This window comes from Vibrio sp. Y10_XG_PY6, from assembly GCF_024181795.1.
Lineage (GTDB): Bacteria > Pseudomonadota > Gammaproteobacteria > Enterobacterales > Vibrionaceae > Vibrio > Vibrio diabolicus.
Genome location: NZ_JAMZAQ010000007.1, coordinates 26,623 through 44,467 on the forward strand (window position 1 = coordinate 26,623; position 17,845 = coordinate 44,467).

15 protein-coding genes are annotated in these 17,845 nt (G+C 44.5%); all 15 read left to right on the forward strand.

Features of this window, described 5'->3' with window-relative positions:
- The first annotated feature begins 8 nt into the window (after window positions 1-8).
- The 15 genes from NL644_RS21740 to NL644_RS21810 all read left to right on the forward strand — a co-directional run bounded on the left by NL644_RS21740 (window position 9) and on the right by NL644_RS21810 (window position 17,837).
- Window positions 9-1,232, forward strand: a complete 1,224-nt coding sequence (locus NL644_RS21740; protein ID WP_253658782.1) for a type II secretion system F family protein — start codon at window positions 9-11, stop codon at window positions 1,230-1,232.
- 3 nt (window positions 1,233-1,235) lie between these two features.
- Window positions 1,236-1,697, forward strand: coding sequence for an MSHA biogenesis protein MshF (locus NL644_RS21745; RefSeq protein WP_253658783.1), 462 nt, complete (start codon window positions 1,236-1,238; stop codon window positions 1,695-1,697).
- A gap of 291 nt (window positions 1,698-1,988) precedes the next feature.
- Window positions 1,989-2,489 carry a prepilin-type N-terminal cleavage/methylation domain-containing protein gene (locus NL644_RS21750; protein WP_114323984.1) on the forward strand — a complete coding sequence of 167 codons (501 nt, stop codon included), beginning with the start codon at window positions 1,989-1,991 and terminating at the stop codon, window positions 2,487-2,489.
- Between the two features lie 73 nt (window positions 2,490-2,562).
- Window positions 2,563-2,796 carry a hypothetical protein gene (locus NL644_RS21755; RefSeq protein WP_005481019.1) on the forward strand — a complete coding sequence of 78 codons (234 nt, stop codon included), beginning with the start codon at window positions 2,563-2,565 and terminating at the stop codon, window positions 2,794-2,796.
- Window positions 2,797-2,911: 115 nt separating this feature from the next.
- Entirely contained in the window at window positions 2,912-3,391 is a 480-nt protein-coding gene (locus NL644_RS21760; protein ID WP_114323985.1) for a type II secretion system protein, read from the forward strand.
- The gene (locus tag NL644_RS21765) at window positions 3,388-3,969 is read left to right on the forward strand and encodes a prepilin-type N-terminal cleavage/methylation domain-containing protein (protein ID WP_114323986.1); all 582 of its coding nucleotides are present in this window, start codon (window positions 3,388-3,390) and stop codon (window positions 3,967-3,969) included. The genes NL644_RS21760 and NL644_RS21765 overlap by 4 nt, the downstream gene beginning before the upstream one ends.
- Window positions 3,969-4,682, forward strand: a complete 714-nt coding sequence (locus tag NL644_RS21770; protein WP_114323987.1) for a PilW family protein — start codon at window positions 3,969-3,971, stop codon at window positions 4,680-4,682. Before NL644_RS21765 ends, NL644_RS21770 begins: the two co-directional genes overlap by 1 nt.
- A complete protein-coding gene (locus tag NL644_RS21775; protein ID WP_114323988.1) occupies window positions 4,672-5,106 on the forward strand; it encodes an MSHA biogenesis protein MshP in 435 nt (144 codons plus the stop codon). The genes NL644_RS21770 and NL644_RS21775 overlap by 11 nt, the downstream gene beginning before the upstream one ends.
- A gap of 8 nt (window positions 5,107-5,114) precedes the next feature.
- Window positions 5,115-9,158 carry a DUF6701 domain-containing protein gene (locus NL644_RS21780; RefSeq protein ID WP_147269931.1) on the forward strand — a complete coding sequence of 1,348 codons (4,044 nt, stop codon included), beginning with the start codon at window positions 5,115-5,117 and terminating at the stop codon, window positions 9,156-9,158.
- A gap of 151 nt (window positions 9,159-9,309) precedes the next feature.
- Window positions 9,310-10,353 (forward strand): rod shape-determining protein, encoded by a 1,044-nt coding sequence (locus NL644_RS21785; protein WP_005381144.1) that lies wholly within the window; start codon window positions 9,310-9,312, stop codon window positions 10,351-10,353.
- Window positions 10,354-10,503: 150 nt separating this feature from the next.
- A complete protein-coding gene (gene mreC, locus NL644_RS21790; protein ID WP_005396268.1) occupies window positions 10,504-11,403 on the forward strand; it encodes a rod shape-determining protein MreC in 900 nt (299 codons plus the stop codon).
- Complete coding sequence (mreD, locus tag NL644_RS21795; protein WP_012841380.1) at window positions 11,393-11,881, forward strand: rod shape-determining protein MreD; 489 nt, start codon at window positions 11,393-11,395, stop codon at window positions 11,879-11,881. The genes mreC and mreD overlap by 11 nt, the downstream gene beginning before the upstream one ends.
- A 4-nt stretch (window positions 11,882-11,885) precedes the next feature.
- Window positions 11,886-12,455 (forward strand): Maf family protein, encoded by a 570-nt coding sequence (locus NL644_RS21800; protein ID WP_253658784.1) that lies wholly within the window; start codon window positions 11,886-11,888, stop codon window positions 12,453-12,455.
- Between the two features lie 18 nt (window positions 12,456-12,473).
- Entirely contained in the window at window positions 12,474-13,943 is a 1,470-nt protein-coding gene (gene rng, locus NL644_RS21805) for a ribonuclease G (RefSeq protein ID WP_005381138.1), read from the forward strand.
- A 12-nt stretch (window positions 13,944-13,955) separates the two neighbouring features.
- Entirely contained in the window at window positions 13,956-17,837 is a 3,882-nt protein-coding gene (locus tag NL644_RS21810) for a YhdP family protein (protein ID WP_253658785.1), read from the forward strand.
- The last annotated feature ends 8 nt before the right edge of the window (window positions 17,838-17,845 follow it).

Below are 17,845 nucleotides of genomic sequence, written 5' to 3' on the forward strand. Positions count from 1 at the left end.
GTAAGTGAATGCCAACTTTTCGTTATCAAGGTCGTACTCTAGACGGCTCATCCACTAACGGCAAAATCGAGGCAGTGAGCTCAGAAGCTGCAGCGGAAGCGTTGATGAACAAAGGGATCATCCCGCTCAATGTGCGGTTAGAGAAAGAGTCGACAAAAAGCCAAATGAGCTTGTCTAAGCTATTTGTGCCAGCCATTCCATTGGAAGTGATCATTCTTTTCTCTCGCCAGTTGTTTAGCTTAACTAAAGCGGGCGTACCGTTGCTGCGTTCTATGCGTGGCCTGCTGCAAAATTGTGAAAACAAACAGCTCAAAGAGGCACTGGAAGATGTCGTTTCTGAACTGAGTAATGGCCGAGGTTTGTCTTCTGCGATGCAGCAACACAGCAAAGTATTCAGCCCACTGTTCGTTTCTATGATCAACGTAGGTGAGAATACGGGTCGACTCGATCAAGCGCTATTGCAACTGGCGAATTACTACGAGCAGGAACTCGAGACTCGCAAACGCATCAAAGCGGCGATGCGTTATCCGACGTTTGTCATTATCTTTATCACCATCGCCATGTTTATATTGAATATCTTGGTGATCCCTGAGTTTGCATCGATGTTTACGCGCTTTGGTGTTGAGTTACCACTGCCGACGCGTATTTTGATCGCTACTTCTAATTTCTTTGTTAATTATTGGGTGTTGTTGATTGTGGCAATGATTGGCGCGTTTGCGGTTTTCAGAGCCTGGGTGGCGACGGCTGATGGTCGGGAAAAGTTCGATAAGTTTCGGCTTCGGCTTCCAATTGTGGGCGATATCGTTAATCGCGCGCAGCTTTCCCGTTTTGCCAGAACCTTCTCGTTGATGCTTAAGTCAGGCGTTCCACTTAACCAGTCTTTAGCTTTAGCTGGGGAAGCTCTGGGGAACCGCTTTTTAGAAAATCGAATTCTTGATATGAAATCCGCGATTGAAGCGGGTAGCACCATCTCGGTTACCGCTATCAACAGTAAAATCTTCACCCCATTGGTGATTCAGATGATTGCGGTAGGGGAAGAAACCGGTCGTATTGATGAGCTGCTGCTAGAAGTGTCGGATTTTTACGATCGAGAAGTTGATTACGATCTAAAAACACTGACTGCAAGAATAGAACCGCTACTTTTGGTGATTGTCGCAGGCATGGTCATGGTGCTGGCACTGGGTATCTTCCTGCCAATGTGGGGAATGCTAGACATCATCAAAGGCGGCTAATAGGTGGTTGAAAATCAAAGTCGAGCGACGCTAATCTTTTTTGGGGTAATTGCTACCATCATTGCTGTTGGCTTGGCGGTCAAATTACGTCCTGTCACCGAGCAGGCGCAAGTTACTGGAGCGAAGTTGGCGAGAGTTTGGATGCAAGATAGTGTTCAGCGTTATCGTCAAGCTTGGCTAGTACAAGGCGAGCCAAAACATATGCTGATGGATGGTTTTAACCTCACCATGACTGAGGGCGGGCTAGTGTCTCCCTTTACTCAGCAAGGTGTTTTAGATTGTGGTTATTGGCTAGCAGTGCATTATCCACAACGTAAAATAATGACCAATAAGTTAATAGATATCAGTGGAGCCATTAAAACTGATCGTTATGTCTGTCACTATACTTATGAAAATGGTCAGTCGATTGTAGTTATTTCAACAGCTAATCAACTGAAAATAGACGTCGAAATGTCGGCGGAGTGAATTTTTTGACACCTAATCACTATAATTGGTAATCAAAGTCGGTATAATGCAATCATTACCATAAGTAAGACGCTGTAATAGAGGGTAAACAATAATGTGTTTTTCTCATTGCAGCATGAACTGAATAATGGCGAATCGTCATTCTGCTCAAGCGGTAGATACAGTATCCACTTCACGGTCAGTTTTAGTGAACGTTGCTGCCCCAAACCGTTTTGACATTATCCAAAATGGTCGCGTGACCTAAACGAAACTTTGCAGTTGTACTGCATGCTTACATAGAGAGAGTAAACAATGAAAAGACAAGGTGGTTTCACCCTTATCGAATTGGTAGTGGTAATTGTAATCCTAGGTATTCTAGCGGTCACTGCAGCACCACGTTTCCTTAACCTGCAAGATGATGCTCGTAAAGCTTCATTACAAGGTTTGAAGGGGGCCATTGATGGTGCTGCGGGTATCACATATGGTAAAGCTGCTGTTGAGGGAGTTGAGGGGTTAGAAAAAGGTAATGCCAAAGCAAGCGTTGAAGGTATTGCACTAGCATATGGCTACCCAACAGAGGCAGGTCTAGATGTTGCTGTAACAGGTTTAACTGATGATTGGAAAGAGTTTTCGCTTACTAATGCTAGTACAGCATTTACATTTGAAGGTAGAGATACTGAAGGCTGGAAGTTAGATGTAGCAGAGTTAGATAATGAAGAAAAAACAACTGGTTGTTATGTGGCTTATATCGAGGCTACGGGCAATACAGCTGACAAAGCAGCTAAAACGGTAATTGTTGACGATAAGTGTTAAAAGTATGTTCAAGAAGGTCAGTTTTATTGCTGGCCTTTATCTCTTTATTTTGATTAATCTCGGAATAGTTCATATGCGTAAATCATCGGGTCTTAGTGCAATAGAGTTTGTGGTTGTACTGATTATCTTAGGTGTAGTCGGTTATGTGGTATTACCAAGATTTATCAGCTTTGAACCAGAAACTTACGAAGCAAAGTGGGAGCAAACCAAGCAAACCGCGGAGCATGTTTCTGAAACATTGAGCAATAAAGAAACTTACGATCGAATTGAAGAAGAGATTGGTCGTTCAAAAGGGCAAAATAACTAGACATTGGTTATTTGTTCGTCTGTTCACACTTCGAATCGAAAAATTATAAACCTATCATTAATCTCATAATTTCATCGTATACTTATCTCGCTTGTTCTAAGCCTAAGGTTGGGTTATGAAAATTCGCAGCTCTGCATTAGGGTTCACGTTAATGGAGTTAATCCTCGTGATTGTTCTCCTCTCTATCCTTTCACTTTTTGCAGCCAGCCGTTTTATGGGCTCTGGCAGTTTCTCTGCATATGCATTACAAGAACGCGTGATTTCTGTAATTCGCCAAGTACAGGTGAATCGTATGCAGTCTAATGTTGCAAGTCCTGACAACAATTTTCGTTTACAAGTTTCTAGCTCATGTATTGGTTCGGTTGCTGCCTGTGCACTAACAGGTAGTACACAAGATGCCCGTAGTGACGTGGTTATCGATAAGTCCGCAAAGTTTTCCGTTATCAGCGGTGCCGCAAATACAATTAATTTTAACCTTCTCGGCAATCCTGTAAGTGGTGCTGTAAACATCTTAATTGAAGCTAAGCATGGTCGAAGCCGCTGCCAAGTTGAAATTAATTCTCAAGGTTATGTTTCTAAAGGTACATGCTCATGAAGAAATCTAGCGGCATGACTTTGATTGAAATGATCATTGCAATCGTTTTAATGGGCATTGCGATGGTGGCGTTTACTTCTTTTCTTGTCCCTCAAATTCGAGATTCAGCTATTCCTCATTATCAAACCCGCGCCGCCGCATTAGGCCAAGGTTTTATGTCTCAGATATTGGCGCGAGGCTTTGATGAAAACAGTGATTTTGATGGCGGCACCATTCGATGTGGTGAGAATGGAGTGAGCTGCACTGACGTAAATAAATTAGGTGCGGATAAAAGACTAGACGGTTCCTTGGAAACAACGCCTAGTGATTTCAATGATGTCGATGACTATATCGGGTGTTGGAGCACATCTACAACAGCTTCTCAGTGTGATGGTGCCTCTAGAGGGAATATCAGTGATGTACTTGGTGCGGACAGTACAGAGCAGTACAAAAACTTTAGATTAGAAGTTAGCGTTGCCTATGATGATCTGACGGATAAAGCTCCCGATGAAATAACCGAATACAAAAAAGTAACATTAAGGATTTTTGCGGGGAACACGCAGCCCCTTACTTTAACAGCTATTAAGGGGAACTACTGATGAAAGATCGTGGTTTCACCTTAATGGAAATGATAGTTACGATTGTGGTCGGCAGCTTCATCATGTTGGGGGTAGCTGGGTATGTCCAGTTAGGAATGAAAGGTTACGCTGATACTATCGAGCGCCAACGAATACAAACACAGGCTCAGTTTGTTTTAGAAAAGATGACGCGTGAAATCCGCCATGCTGTACCTAATAGTTTTCATGTGCCAAAAGGAACAACTAATTGTCTAGAGTTTGTGCCGATTGAATATTCTGGTTTTTACACTTTTAAGAATAATGACTTAGAATTTTTGCTAGGTAATGACTCAACGCTTAATCCTATTCCTGCGAATCGCAGGATGGTGATAAATCCGAGCCGATATGAAGATTTACAATCAACTTCTTCGCGAAATATAGCCATTGGTGGTTTAGCTAAAACAGGTAAGGTTTTTGTTGTTAGTGGGGGGGCAAGTACGATTACGGGCTCCTCTGTTTCTAGCCGTCTTTATATTTATCAAGAAAAGTCGGAGGTTCGCTACTGTTTTGATACCAAGCGAGTTACGCGAAATGGTATTACGGTTGCGGATAGTGTCGATACGTCCGTAAGTGGTATGCGTTACCTAGAGCCAACTCTGCAACGAGGTGGTTTAGTTCATATCAATTTAGAGTTTGAGCAGGATGGTGAACGTAGTGTGTATCAACAAGATGTGCAGGTGCTCAATGTCCCGTAGAAGAAACTCCATCGGAAATGTACTAATCATCGTGTTGTTCGTCATTATTGTGATGGGATATTTGGCTTCCTCTTTAATGAAAGTGACATGGTCGAACCAAAGCGGATTAACAAGAGAGTTTTTGGGAACAAAAGCTTGGTTTGTTGCTCAATCTGCAAATGAGTGGGCACTGACAAGGTTGTATCCACTCAATGGTATGAGTGATAGCGTCGCGACACTCTGCAAAAATCAGGTGAGCGGTGCCGCGCCAAATGTAACACAAGGGACAGGATGCAGGCTTAACTCAATTAGTTGCGTAAAGTTAGGTACTCTGAACGCAGACACGTCTGCAGCAGAGTCATTATTTAGGGTGCAAGCTACGGCCGTTTGTGGCTCGGGCTTATCGCAAGTTGAGCGCCAGCAAGAGATTTGGGTTCGGGAGTAATAACAAGAATGAAAAAACTGATTTGCTTTGCCCTGATATGGATGATGAGTACGGCTAACGTCCTCGCAAAAGAGTACGATATTACACCAGAGGCGACTTACCGCTGGTGGGGGTGGAAGTTTGATGGGTGGATGCCTAAAGATGCGGATAATTTATGTAGTAACGGTTACCTAGAGGGCAAGGACTCTAGGGAGCCTATACCTACAACCTACGTATGCCCTAACGGTCTCATGTTAAATAGCGGTGATACCATTGTGTCTGATAGCGAAATGTCTATTCGCTCATGGGGAGAGATTCTGCTCAAACGTAATAATTATATCGGCAAATCAAATGTGCCTATTAACTTATTCAGTATCGGTGAGGTAAAAACCGAACAAGATACCAATATTATTATTGGTAATGTCACCGCTGATAGAAATATTACGTTTAAAGGAGCAACAGTTGAAGGTGACGTGACAAGTAAAGGTGAGATAAAAACCGAACAAGGTCCCAATATTATCAATGGTAACGTAACAGCTAGCGGCAATATTACACTTAAAAAAACTCAAGTAGATGGAGCAGTTACAAGTCAAGGTGGTGAAGTTAAAACGGAGCAAGGTGGGAATGAAATTCAAGGCGATGTTTGGGCGTTAAGTAAAATTACACTTCAGAAAACAAAAGTGACAGGCAATGTGACGAGTGAAGGTGAAGAGGTAATTCTTGAGGGAAGTGGCAATAGCAATGAGATTCATGGCAACATTTGGGCGAGAAACAAAGTAGATATAAAAAATTCGCTCGTATGTGGTTCTGTCGTATCACAAGGTCATGAAGTGCTATTAAATAATTCGAAAGAAAATAAAAATAGGGGCATTTACGCCTTAACCCATGCCATTCATTCTCATGGTGAAGCGACTGTTAAAAATTCATCAGTTTGTGGTGTTGTGTGGTCTGATGATAATTCATATGATTTTCATAAAGAAAAAATATATTGCGGTATTGATGACCCAACATGTCAGCCATCGCAGACAGATGGAGCGTGTCCTATTGAAACAATCACTTCTTTGTGTCCGGAATTTATTCCTGAACCCCCACCAATTGATAAATGTCATGAATTAGATAAAGAGGAGTTTAGCAATGCATCATCTATCGAGAATTGGTCGATCACTGGTTTAGACGGTAGTGAGTTGCCATATGTTACCAGTAATGGTCGATTCAGATTAACAAAGAACCTCAACAACCAATCAACAGCTGCCGCTTACAACTACACGTTTCCAATGAGTGATAACTACATTTTGATTGACTTTGAGCATTATGTACATGGGAGTAGTGACGGTGGTGATGGCATCGCTCTTGTTTTCTCTGATGCAAATGTTCCTCCAAGTGCAGGGGCTTTCGGTGGGCCTCTTGGTTATGGTGTTAAGCTGAAGTCGCAATACACCGATGATCCCAATGTGACCCGTGATATCGAAGGTTTTGCTGGTGGTTGGTTAGGTATTGGTATTGATGAATATGGCAATTATGAACTTCAAGGAGCTCCAGTTAGGAAGTATGGAAACCGAATAAAGAATAATATAGCCATTCGCGGTCCTGGCATTAAGAAGAATGATGGGACTTGGCTAGATGGATATCAATTTATCAAATCTATATCGTCTGATAAGCGGATTAATATTGATGAACGACCAACAACAGTACATCGTTATCAAATAGAAATTACGACCCGTTTGGATGCTAATGGTGAAGAAAAAGTCTTACTTAATGTATATCGTCAAATTGGTGGTGGGGATTGGGATAGCTTACTTTCCGCTCTTGATGTCACAAGATATGTAAATGTTGTGAGTAAACCTGAGAACTTACGTTTATCTGTCACCGCATCAACGGGTGGAGCAAAAAACAACCATGAGATTGATAATTTTCAGGTTTGTGCAGAAGACGTAAACAAAATTGTAGATGGTATTGATCACTTTCGATTTGAATATGTCAGTTCTGGTGATGTTTGCTCATCCCAACAGGTTGTATTGAAAGCGTGTTTGGATGAATTCTGCGATTTAACTTATCCATCAAATGCCGCTGGTAAAGTGGAAGCTCTTGAGCCTTTAATGGTTCAATTAGAAGATATCCCAGGAGCTAAGTGGTTAGACGCGAATGGTCATGAGCTAAATGGGAGATTTGAGCTTAGGAATGAAAAAAAACTTCAGATTCAATCCCTTGGGGCTGATGTGGCTAATTTGGGTATAGCGTACAGTTCAATCCCACAATATAACTTTAAACCCGTGCAATGTAAGTTATCTGATAGTGGCCAATTTGATGATAAATGTGAGATTCGTTTTGATCACGCGTTAAACTTATTTGTGCCTGACAAGATTGCCGCGTTATCTTTCTTCGATGGACAAGGGCACTTGAGAGGTGATTACAGTACCGGCGCTTCTTTAGCTTTGTGTGAAACAAGCTCAGAACAAGATATTGAAGTGAGAAAAGATGTCGAGTTTAAGCTTTCGAATAATAGCGTTATAAGTGAACCTCTATCCGTTAGAGTCGGGGAGTCTGAGGTGTCGCTTGATAAATCAACATGGAAGAAAGTGCAAGATGTGCACTTTGAGCGTGGAAAAATTGACCTTGATGTGAATTATAACGATGCGGGTAAAGTTACCTTACTTGCTCGGGTTGCAGATGATAGTGCTGAAAATAGTGCCACGTTCGTTAGTTTTCCTGACTATTTTGATATAGACACGTCTAGGTTAACGGATGGCGCTAGTGGAACCTGTATAGGGGTTGATAAGGGATGCTCCGATGGGTTTGTTGCAGCAACTGATGAATTTGGAGTAAAAGTTATTGCTCGAAACGCTTTAGGGGAAGTGACGAAGAGCTATGCTGAACCACATATGGAGTTTGGCATTGATGTAAAATACCCTAATTCACCAAATGCTCGCTCTGGCGCTTTGCTTCATCCAACACTTCCTGCTGAAAGTTTTTGGGCAAATGGGGTATTAAACTTAAATCAATCTGTATTCGATGTAGGCGCTTTTACTATCACCGTGAAAGCTCCAGAGGGAACTAACGGAAAGTCAAAATATTTGGACAGCGAAGCGTTTAAAATTCAGGATGGGAAAACCACGATTGGTCGCATTTATCCTGGTCTATTCAGTGTCGTTGGTAATCCATCGTTAAGTTCGTTGGCTCCTAGCAATTCTTGGTCTTATGGAGACCAGAGTTTCGTGTATATGGGACAAGGATTCGGCGTTAAAGAATTTTTTGTTGAGGCATTTGCGAGTAATGGAGCGCCTTTACAAAACTACGCCTACTTTGATGCTCATCAAGCGCAGTTTGCTTTATTTGAAAATGATACCGTCAGATCTTCAAGGTTTGTTGCATGGCCATCTTATAGTAGTGAATGGGATAGTGCATTAGGTTCGGGACGCAGTGTTGGCCGATTTATAGGGACCAAAGATGATGGTTTAATATATAATAAGCAATTAGTAAGTGAAGTTTATGCAGATGGTCCTTTCAATTTAAATGAAGCGAGATCAGATACCAATATTTCGATTATGGGTGTGGAAGAGAATAGTGATCCTACAAATATTGGACAGGGCAAACTCAGTGTTCAGCCAGACATTCGCTTTGGTCGTATAGCTCTTGATGATGTTGGTGGAAATCAGGGTTCGACCTTACATATCCCTCTAAGAGTAGAATACTGGAATGGTGAACGTTTCACTCTCAACTTAGATGACAGCCAAACGGATGTTTCAGGCGTTAAAGAAAAACAAGAGCTGGTTTGGTCTGAAAAGAAAAATACAGATGGCGTCGCTCAGGATGTCGATGTGGCATTGAGTGCAGGCGGCAAAGTGATCGCTGGTCGTTCTCGTTCTATTGAAGCCACAGAAGCTGAATCTAACCGTCAGCAAACGCGCGTTTGGTTAGATCTTGATGATTCAAAAAATGGCTTACCTTGGCTCAAGTACAACTGGGATAATAAGAAAGCTGGTGAAGAAAACCCATCTTCCGTCGTCACCTTCGGTATTCACCGTGGTAATGACCGTGTGATTTACCGTGGTGAGCCAGGGTTAACCGGACAGTAACAACTTAGGTTTTTGGCCTTAAGTTAGGAAACTGCAAGAAATTGAGGCTTTCTGCTCATGTTTGTGTACCAATACCTTGCTGTGACAGCGAGGCATTGGTACATTTAGAGCAATTTTTGTCTTCTATATTTTTGCAGGATGAGCGAAGAGTATGTTTAAGAAACTTCGTGGCATGTTTTCTAACGATCTATCTATCGATTTAGGTACAGCCAACACTCTAATTTACGTAAAAGGGCAAGGAATTGTCCTTGATGAACCTTCTGTAGTTGCTATTCGTCAAGATCGTGTAGGTTCTGCAAAAAGCGTTGCTGCAGTCGGTCACGCAGCAAAACAGATGCTTGGTCGTACACCTGGCAACATTTCCGCTATCCGCCCAATGAAAGACGGCGTAATCGCTGATTTCTACGTAACCGAAAAAATGCTTCAGCACTTTATCAAACAAGTGCATGACAACAGCATCCTAAAGCCAAGCCCACGTGTTCTTGTTTGTGTTCCTTGCGGTTCTACCCAAGTTGAGCGTCGCGCGATTCGTGAATCAGCACTCGGTGCTGGCGCGCGTGAAGTTTACCTAATCGACGAGCCAATGGCGGCAGCAATTGGTGCAGGCCTGCGCGTATCTGAGCCGACAGGTTCAATGGTGGTCGATATCGGTGGTGGTACAACTGAAGTTGCGGTTATCTCTCTAAACGGTGTGGTTTACTCATCGTCTGTACGTATCGGTGGTGACCGCTTTGATGAAGCCGTGATCAACTACGTACGTCGTAACTACGGCAGCTTAATTGGTGAAGCAACGGCTGAAAAGATCAAACACGAAATCGGTTCTGCTTACCCTGGCGATGAAGTTCAAGAGATTGAAGTTCGCGGTCGTAACCTTGCAGAGGGTGTGCCACGCAGCTTTAGCCTGAACTCAAACGAGATCCTAGAAGCGCTTCAAGAGCCGCTATCTGGCATCGTCTCAGCAGTCATGGTTGCACTTGAGCAGTGTCCACCAGAGCTTGCTTCAGACATTTCTGAAAACGGCATGGTTCTGACTGGTGGTGGCGCGCTACTGAAAGATCTCGATCGTCTATTAATGGAAGAAACCGGTATCCCTGTGGTTATCGCGGAAGATCCACTAACGTGTGTTGCGCGTGGTGGCGGTAAAGCACTAGAAATGATCGACATGCACGGTGGCGATCTGTTCTCTGAAGAATAAAGGTTTAGGTGAAGCTCATGTCGGGCTTCACCTTCATTTCTGCTCTCTCTGTAATTCAAACATGCTCCATACCTAAAAGTATTTATTTAAGTATTTTTAGGTTGCCAAGTAAGGCTCAATAATCATGGAAGCAATCAGGTCAAAAACAAGATGAAACCGATTTTTGGCAGAGGTCCGTCTCTGCAATTACGTCTGTTTTTTGCTGTCATCGTGTCGGCGAGCTTAATGCTGGCTGATAGTCGTCTAGATACGTTTTCCAACGTCCGATACTTATTGAACAGTATGGTTGCGCCCATTCAATACGCAGCCAATTTGCCTCGCAGCATGTTCGATGGCGTATTTGAACGTTTTAATACTCGTCAGGCATTAGTTGAAGGCAATCGCAACTTAAAGCGAGAAGTGCTACGCCTGAAAAGCGAGCTGATCTTGCTCGATCAATATAAAGAAGAAAACCAACGTCTACGCAAATTGTTAGGTTCTTCATTTGTCCGGGATGAAAAGAAAGTCGTAACAGAAGTGATGGCGGTTGATACCTCACCTTATCGTCATCAAGTGGTGATTGATAAAGGACAAATAGACGGTGTGTACGTCGGACAGCCAGTGATCAACGAAAAAGGCATTGTTGGTCAGGTCACGTTTGTCGCAGCGCACAACGCACGTGTTCTGTTGCTAACGGATGCGAAAAATGCGATTCCTGTCCAGGTGATCCGTAACGATATTCGAGTGATCGCGTCGGGCAATGGTGAAATGGATGAAATCCAACTGGAGCACATTCCAACCAGTACTGATATTCAGGTTGGCGATCTATTGGTGACATCCGGCCTAGGTGGAATTTACCCAGAGGGATATCCAGTCGCGACGGTTACCAATGTGGATCACGATACGCGCCAAGAGTTTGCGTCAATCAAAGCTGAGCCAGTTGTAGAGTTTGATCGCTTACGTTACCTACTGCTGATTTGGCCGAATGAAGATCGTCAACACAAAGTGCTGCGATCCAATGTGGATGAAGGGTTAGAGCAAGAAGAACAAGAGGTAACTGATGGCCAATAATGTAGTGAGCAGCCGAATGGTGATTGGTGTCAGTTTCTTCGTTGCGCTGGTGTTGCAAACCATTCCGTGGCCAGGTGTGTTAGATGTTTTACGTCCATCATGGTTGTTCCTTGTAACGTGTTATTGGGTGTTGGCACTGCCGCACCGAGTGAACGTTGGAACCGCGCTAGTGCTGGGCTTATTATGGGATATCTTGATCGGCTCAACGCTTGGAATTCGCGGCATGATGATGTCGATTGTCATCTATCTGGTGGCGTTGAATTTCCTGTTGATTCGTAACATGGCATTGTGGCAACAGTCGATTTTAATTGCCTTTTTTACTGCGTTATTGGAAGTTTTGATATTCTGTGGGGAATATTTGAACCAGGACGTAGTATTTAATCCATTATCTCTGTGGACGGCAGCAATAAACTGTATACTTTGGCCATGGATGTTTTTATTAATGCGACGAGTTCGTCGTGCATGGCACGTAAGGTAAAGCGGTGAAGAAAAGCTTATCTCTCGTTCTCGCTTCGGGTTCTCCGAGAAGAAAAGAGCTGCTTGCTCAACTAGGTTATGACTTTGAGATCGTATTGCCTGATATTGAGGAAGCTAAACAGGCTCATGAGCAGGCACGAGAGTACGTGCTGCGTCTTTCTTTGGAAAAAGCTCAGGCAGGCTTAGCATTAGCTAAGCCTGATTCCGTTGTATTGGGCTCTGACACGGTCGTAGTATGCGATGACCGTGTGCTAGAAAAACCAAAAAGTTTTGAAGATTCAAAGCGTATGCTTACTGACTTATCCGGCCGTCGTCATCAAGTGATGACTGCGGTGAGCGTCGTATCATCGGAACAACAACATTCAGTGGTCGTCACCACTGACGTGTGGTTCAAACAACTGACTCACGAAGAAATCGAACAATATTGGCAGTCAGGAGAGCCATGCGATAAAGCTGGAAGTTATGGTATTCAGGGACTCGGAGGGCGATTTGTCACCCGAATCGAAGGCAGTTATCAGGCTGTAGTAGGCTTACCTTTGTTCGAAACCGATCAGCTAATTCAAGAATTTTTATAATTGTTTTGAGGTGTGCACATGAGTGCAGAATTGCTGCTTAACGTGACCCCGAGTGAAACTCGTGTGGCCATGATTGAAGGTGGAGTACTACAAGAAATACATATCGAGCGCGAATCGCGTCGCGGCATTGTGGGCAATATATACAAAGGCAAAGTCAGCCGAGTACTGCCAGGTATGCAAGCGGCTTTCGTTGATATCGGTTTAGATAAAGCGGCGTTTTTACATGCGTCAGATATTGTCCCGCATACCGAATGTGTGGCAGAGAACGAAAAACAGCAGTTTCAAGTCCGTGATATCTCTGAGCTGGTACGTCAGGGACAAGACATTGTTGTACAAGTGGTCAAAGATCCGCTCGGCACGAAAGGCGCGCGTTTAACGACGGATATCACCTTACCTTCACGTTATCTTGTTTTTATGCCGGGTGCCAGTCATGTCGGTGTTTCGCAGCGTATTGAGAGTGAGAAAGAGCGCGAGCGTCTGAAAAAAGTGGTGAACCATTACTGTGATGAGCACGGTGGTTTTATCATTCGTACCGCCGCGGAAGGCGCAGATGAAAAAGAGCTTTCTCAAGATGCGGCATTTCTTAAGCGCTTGTGGCTAAAAGTCATGGAGCGTCGTTCAAAATACAAAACGCGTTCAACGCTTTACGGTGAGCTTGGTTTGGCCCAGCGCATTCTGCGTGATTTTGTCGGCACAGAGCTCGATAAAATCATGGTCGACTCCCGCCTCGAATATGAAAACCTGAAAGAATTCACTTCTGAGTATGTACCTGAGTTAACAGACAAGCTTGAGCTTTACGAAGGTGACAAGCCAATCTTTGACATGTACGACACCGAGAATGAAATTCAGCGTTCTTTAGAGCGCAAGGTTGAGCTAAAGTCGGGTGGCTACTTGATCATCGATCAAACTGAAGCCATGACCACCATCGATATCAACACTGGTGCATTTGTTGGTCGTCGTAATCTTGAAGAGACCATCTTTAATACCAACATTGAGGCAACGCAAGCTATTGCTCGTCAGCTGCGTTTGCGCAATCTCGGCGGCATCATCATCATCGACTTTATCGATATGGCGTCTGAAGAGCACCGTCAGCGAGTGCTTACCTCGTTGGAAACCGCACTGGCTAAAGACCGAGTAAAAACCAACATCAACGGCTTTACTCAGCTCGGCTTAGTCGAGATGACGCGTAAGCGCACACGAGAAAGTATTGAACATATCTTGTGTTCTGGCTGTCCTACTTGTGAGGGCCGTGGTAGCGTGAAAACGGTTGAAACCGTGTGCTTTGAGATATTACGCGAGATTACTCGTGTAAACCGTGCTTACGACGCCGATAATTTTGTTGTATATGCATCGCCGTTTGTTGCTGAAGCGCTGTTGGGTGATGAGTCTCATGCATTGGCTGAGCTCGAAGTATTTATTGGCAAGCAAGTGCGAGTTCAGGCTGAGCCCCTGTACATTCAGGAACAGTTTGACGTCGTAATGATGTAATTTGGAACATTTGTGAATTCTGGTGTTAACCGTTTTGGGCGTTTTTGTGCGTGGAGTTTAGTTACTGTACTGGTGTTATTGGCCATATTAGTAACCACACTGCGCGTCACATTGCCACAACTTAACCACTTCCAAGATGAGATCAAAACCTGGGTCAAGCAGGACACAGGTTTTGACTTTTCTATCGCCAACGTCGCAGGGACGTGGCGCAATAATCACCCCTCGATCGCGCTACTCGGTTTGGAAGCGAATCTGCCGAATATTCAGGATGCACGCTTTGCCGTTGAAGAAATCCAAATTGAATTCGATCTCATTCAATCTCTTTTGCAACTCAAACCGGTGGTTGCTGACCTTACCATTCATAACCTCGCTCTGGATATTCATACCGTAGACATTCTGCCGACCTCTAGTCGTCAAGAGCAGGAGCCGAGTGTGGACAAGAGCGAAGTGAAGCTCATCGACCAACTCGACTCACTTCTTTTACGTCAGTTTGAAGACTTCACCATTACCGACTCACGGATTTGGTATAAATCGGTATCTGGTGAGACTCGCCGTTTAGATATCGAGCAGCTCCGTTGGAGCAACCAAGGCAAGCACCACTTAGCAGAAGGCACCGTGAACATTGCCGATGTTCGTCTGAATTCATTGTTAGTGAGCGCTAACTTTAAAGACCATGGTTCGCTGCGTGATGTGTCTGGTGAGTTTTACGTGAGTGCCCAAGATGTCTCAGTGACGCCTTGGTTAACCACTTACATGCAAGAAGAGTCGGGTGCTGAGTCGGGTAAGGTCAGTTTAAACACTTGGCTGACGCTGAAACACAGCCAACCGAATGATGCGTATGTTGAACTATTACCTTCTGAGCTGGTGTGGAATGAAAACGGTCGTCATGAGCTGTTTATCGAGTCAGGTATTTTCAATCTTCGACCAGATAAACAAGGTTGGAAAGTAAATGGTCACTCACTTCGGATCCGAACCGACAACACCCCTTGGCCGGAATTAGACGCAGCGTTTGATTGGCAACCGAATGGTTGGACGCTCAACCTTTCTCAACTCGATATCGAAGCACTTATTCCGCTCATCAAATTGGCTCCAGAGTCAGAATCGACCAGTGACCTTATCAACAAATTGGCACCGAAAGGCCGAGTTGAAGATGTTCGCTTGTCCATGAACGGTGGTTTAGACACGTTACGCTACTCCGCGGAACTGGATGAACTCGCGATGACGCAATGGGAACTGCTACCAGGATTCCATCATGTACAGGGCAGTGTATCTGGTAATTTAGATCAGGCAAAAGCGAAAGTAACCGTCATTGATGATGTATTTCCGTACGGTGATGTATTTCAAGCTCCGCTGAATATCAAACAAGGTGAAGTCGATATTATCTGGCAGCAAGATGAGAGCGGCTGGCGCTTGTGGTCTGATAAAGTGACGGCTGCGACACCGGATCTTCAAGTACTAGGTGCATTCCGTCTTGATTTTCCAAAAGAACAAAGCCCATTTTTATCGTTTTATGCTGAAGCAGATCTCTATAACGCAGGTGAAACATGGCGTTACCTGCCGACTCTGGCACTCGGACAAGACTTAACGGATTACCTATCGACTGCGATTCAAGGTGGTAAAGTTAATACGGCTAAGCTGCTGTGGTATGGCGAGTTAGGGGATTTTCCTTATAAAGATCATAATGGCATGTTTCAGGCGTGGGTCGGTTTAAAAGACGCTAAATTTAGCTTTGATACGGCGTGGCCAACCATCACGGATCTGCAGCTGGACTTGCTGTTTGAAAATGATGCCATGTATTTGGATTCAAAGTCCGCCACGTTAAATGGTGTCCATGCAAAGCGTATTACCGGGCGAATTCCTGAGTTGGCGGAAGGTGGACACATTGAGATTGAAGCCAAAGCGAGCGCGCCGGGCAATGAAGTTCGTGACTACATGATGGCGACGCCATTGGTGGACTCGGTCGGGGCAGCGTTGACGGCGCTGCAAGTGAGTGGTCCGGTTTACTCTGAGTTCCAGCTCAACATTCCGTTTGATTTTGAAAAAGAGTCCCGTGCTTGGGGTTATGCCGATTTAACAGAAAATCGTGTCGATATTGAAGCGCCGCCAATGACGCTGGAGAAAGCCACAGGGCGTATCCACTTCGATAATGATGTGGTCACCACATCGGGTTTGTCTGCAGAGTTGCTTACCCAGCCTATCTCCCTCGATTTTCGTGGTGAGAGTGCGGAACAGGGCTACAATGTGACGATTAATACATTAGGGGATTGGGACGTAGAGCCTCTCAAACCTTATGTTGGTGAGCGTTGGTTAAAGCTTGTTTCTGGGCATGCGCCGTGGCAAATGGACATTGACTTACAACTTAATGATGTAGGCTTCACCTATCAACTTGATGTGTTGGCGCAGCTAAATCGTTTAGCGAGTCAATATCCCTATCCGCTAGCGAAACAAGTTGGCGAATCCGGGCAAGCAAAACTACAGGCATCCGGCAACCAAGAAAGAATTTCAGCAAGACTACAGATCCCAAATGCTAAGTATCAAACCGAGATAGATATAACTGGCGAGGTACCTGTTCTGACGGCGACTCATTTAATGGTCGGCAAAGGTGGTTTCAGGATCAGCCCTATTGTCGGACACGATGCATCAGTGCGTGTCGGTGAGCTTAATTTAGACCAGTGGGCAGAGCTGCTTCAGGGCTCGGAAGGTAAGCAATCCTCATCTGTTCTGGCAAGCATGAAGACGCCGAGCATTCCATTGCCTACACGGATTGATGTTGAAACGTCAAACTTGCAGCTTGGTGGGATTGAGTTTCATGATGTGGACTTCTCCGCAAGCAAAAAGAATTTGAGCTGGCAACTCGATGTGGACAGTCAAGAGGTTAAAGGTAAGGCTAACTATCTGAAGCCGTATGACTTATCGGTCTCTTTGGAGCACTTGCACCTGTATATTCCAGGGTTTGAAGAGATGACCAAAGAGCGCAGTTCGCTCTTTGCCAGTGAGGATCAAAACGCGCCTTTGATTACCAATTTTGACCGCCAGTTTCACGCTGAGATGCCAAACTTAACTTTGAACATCGATGATTTTTGGTTGCAAGGTTACAAAGTGGGGAAGGTGAATGTTGATTTGCAGCGTCGCGAGAACCGTTTGGAGTGGAAAAATATCACCTTTAGCAGCGGCAAAAACCGCATTGATATGAGCGGTTGGTGGGATCTGACAAAAGAGAGTAGCCATTCCAACTTAACCATGAAAATGAAAGGTGATAACAACACTGATCTTATGGAGCGCTTTGGTATCACATCGGGTATTCAGCAGGCACCATTTGAGATCAACGCCAATATGGAATGGGACGGCGCGCCTTGGTCGATGAAGACACAAACCTTGCAAGGGAATGTCTCAACGGAATTTGGTAAAGGCGTGATCAGTGAAGTCAGTGGTGCGGCACGCTTGTTAGGCTTGTTCAGCTTGGATTCTATTATCCGTAAGATGCAGCTCGACTTTACCGACGTATTCGATAAAGGCATGGCGTTTAACTCGATCACAGGCACGGGCAAGATCCAAGATGGCGTATTTATCACCAACGATATCGTGATGGATGCCTTAGCAGGAGAAATGCAGATCCGCGGCATCGCCAATATGAACAGCAGAATGGTCGATGCGGAAGTGAAGTTCACCCCAGACATCACATCAGGCCTACCAATGCTGACCGCGTTTGCAGTAGCGCCACAAACCGCGTTGTATGTCTTGGCCATCTCAACAGTGATTTCTCCGGTGGTTGAGGTCTTCACTCAAGTCAATTATGAAGTGAAAGGCCCACTAGATTCACCAACGGTAAAAGAAATTTCTCGAAGTAAAGGTGAATACAAACTGCCAGAAAAGCTGCGTGAACAGGCCAAATAACTCACCGA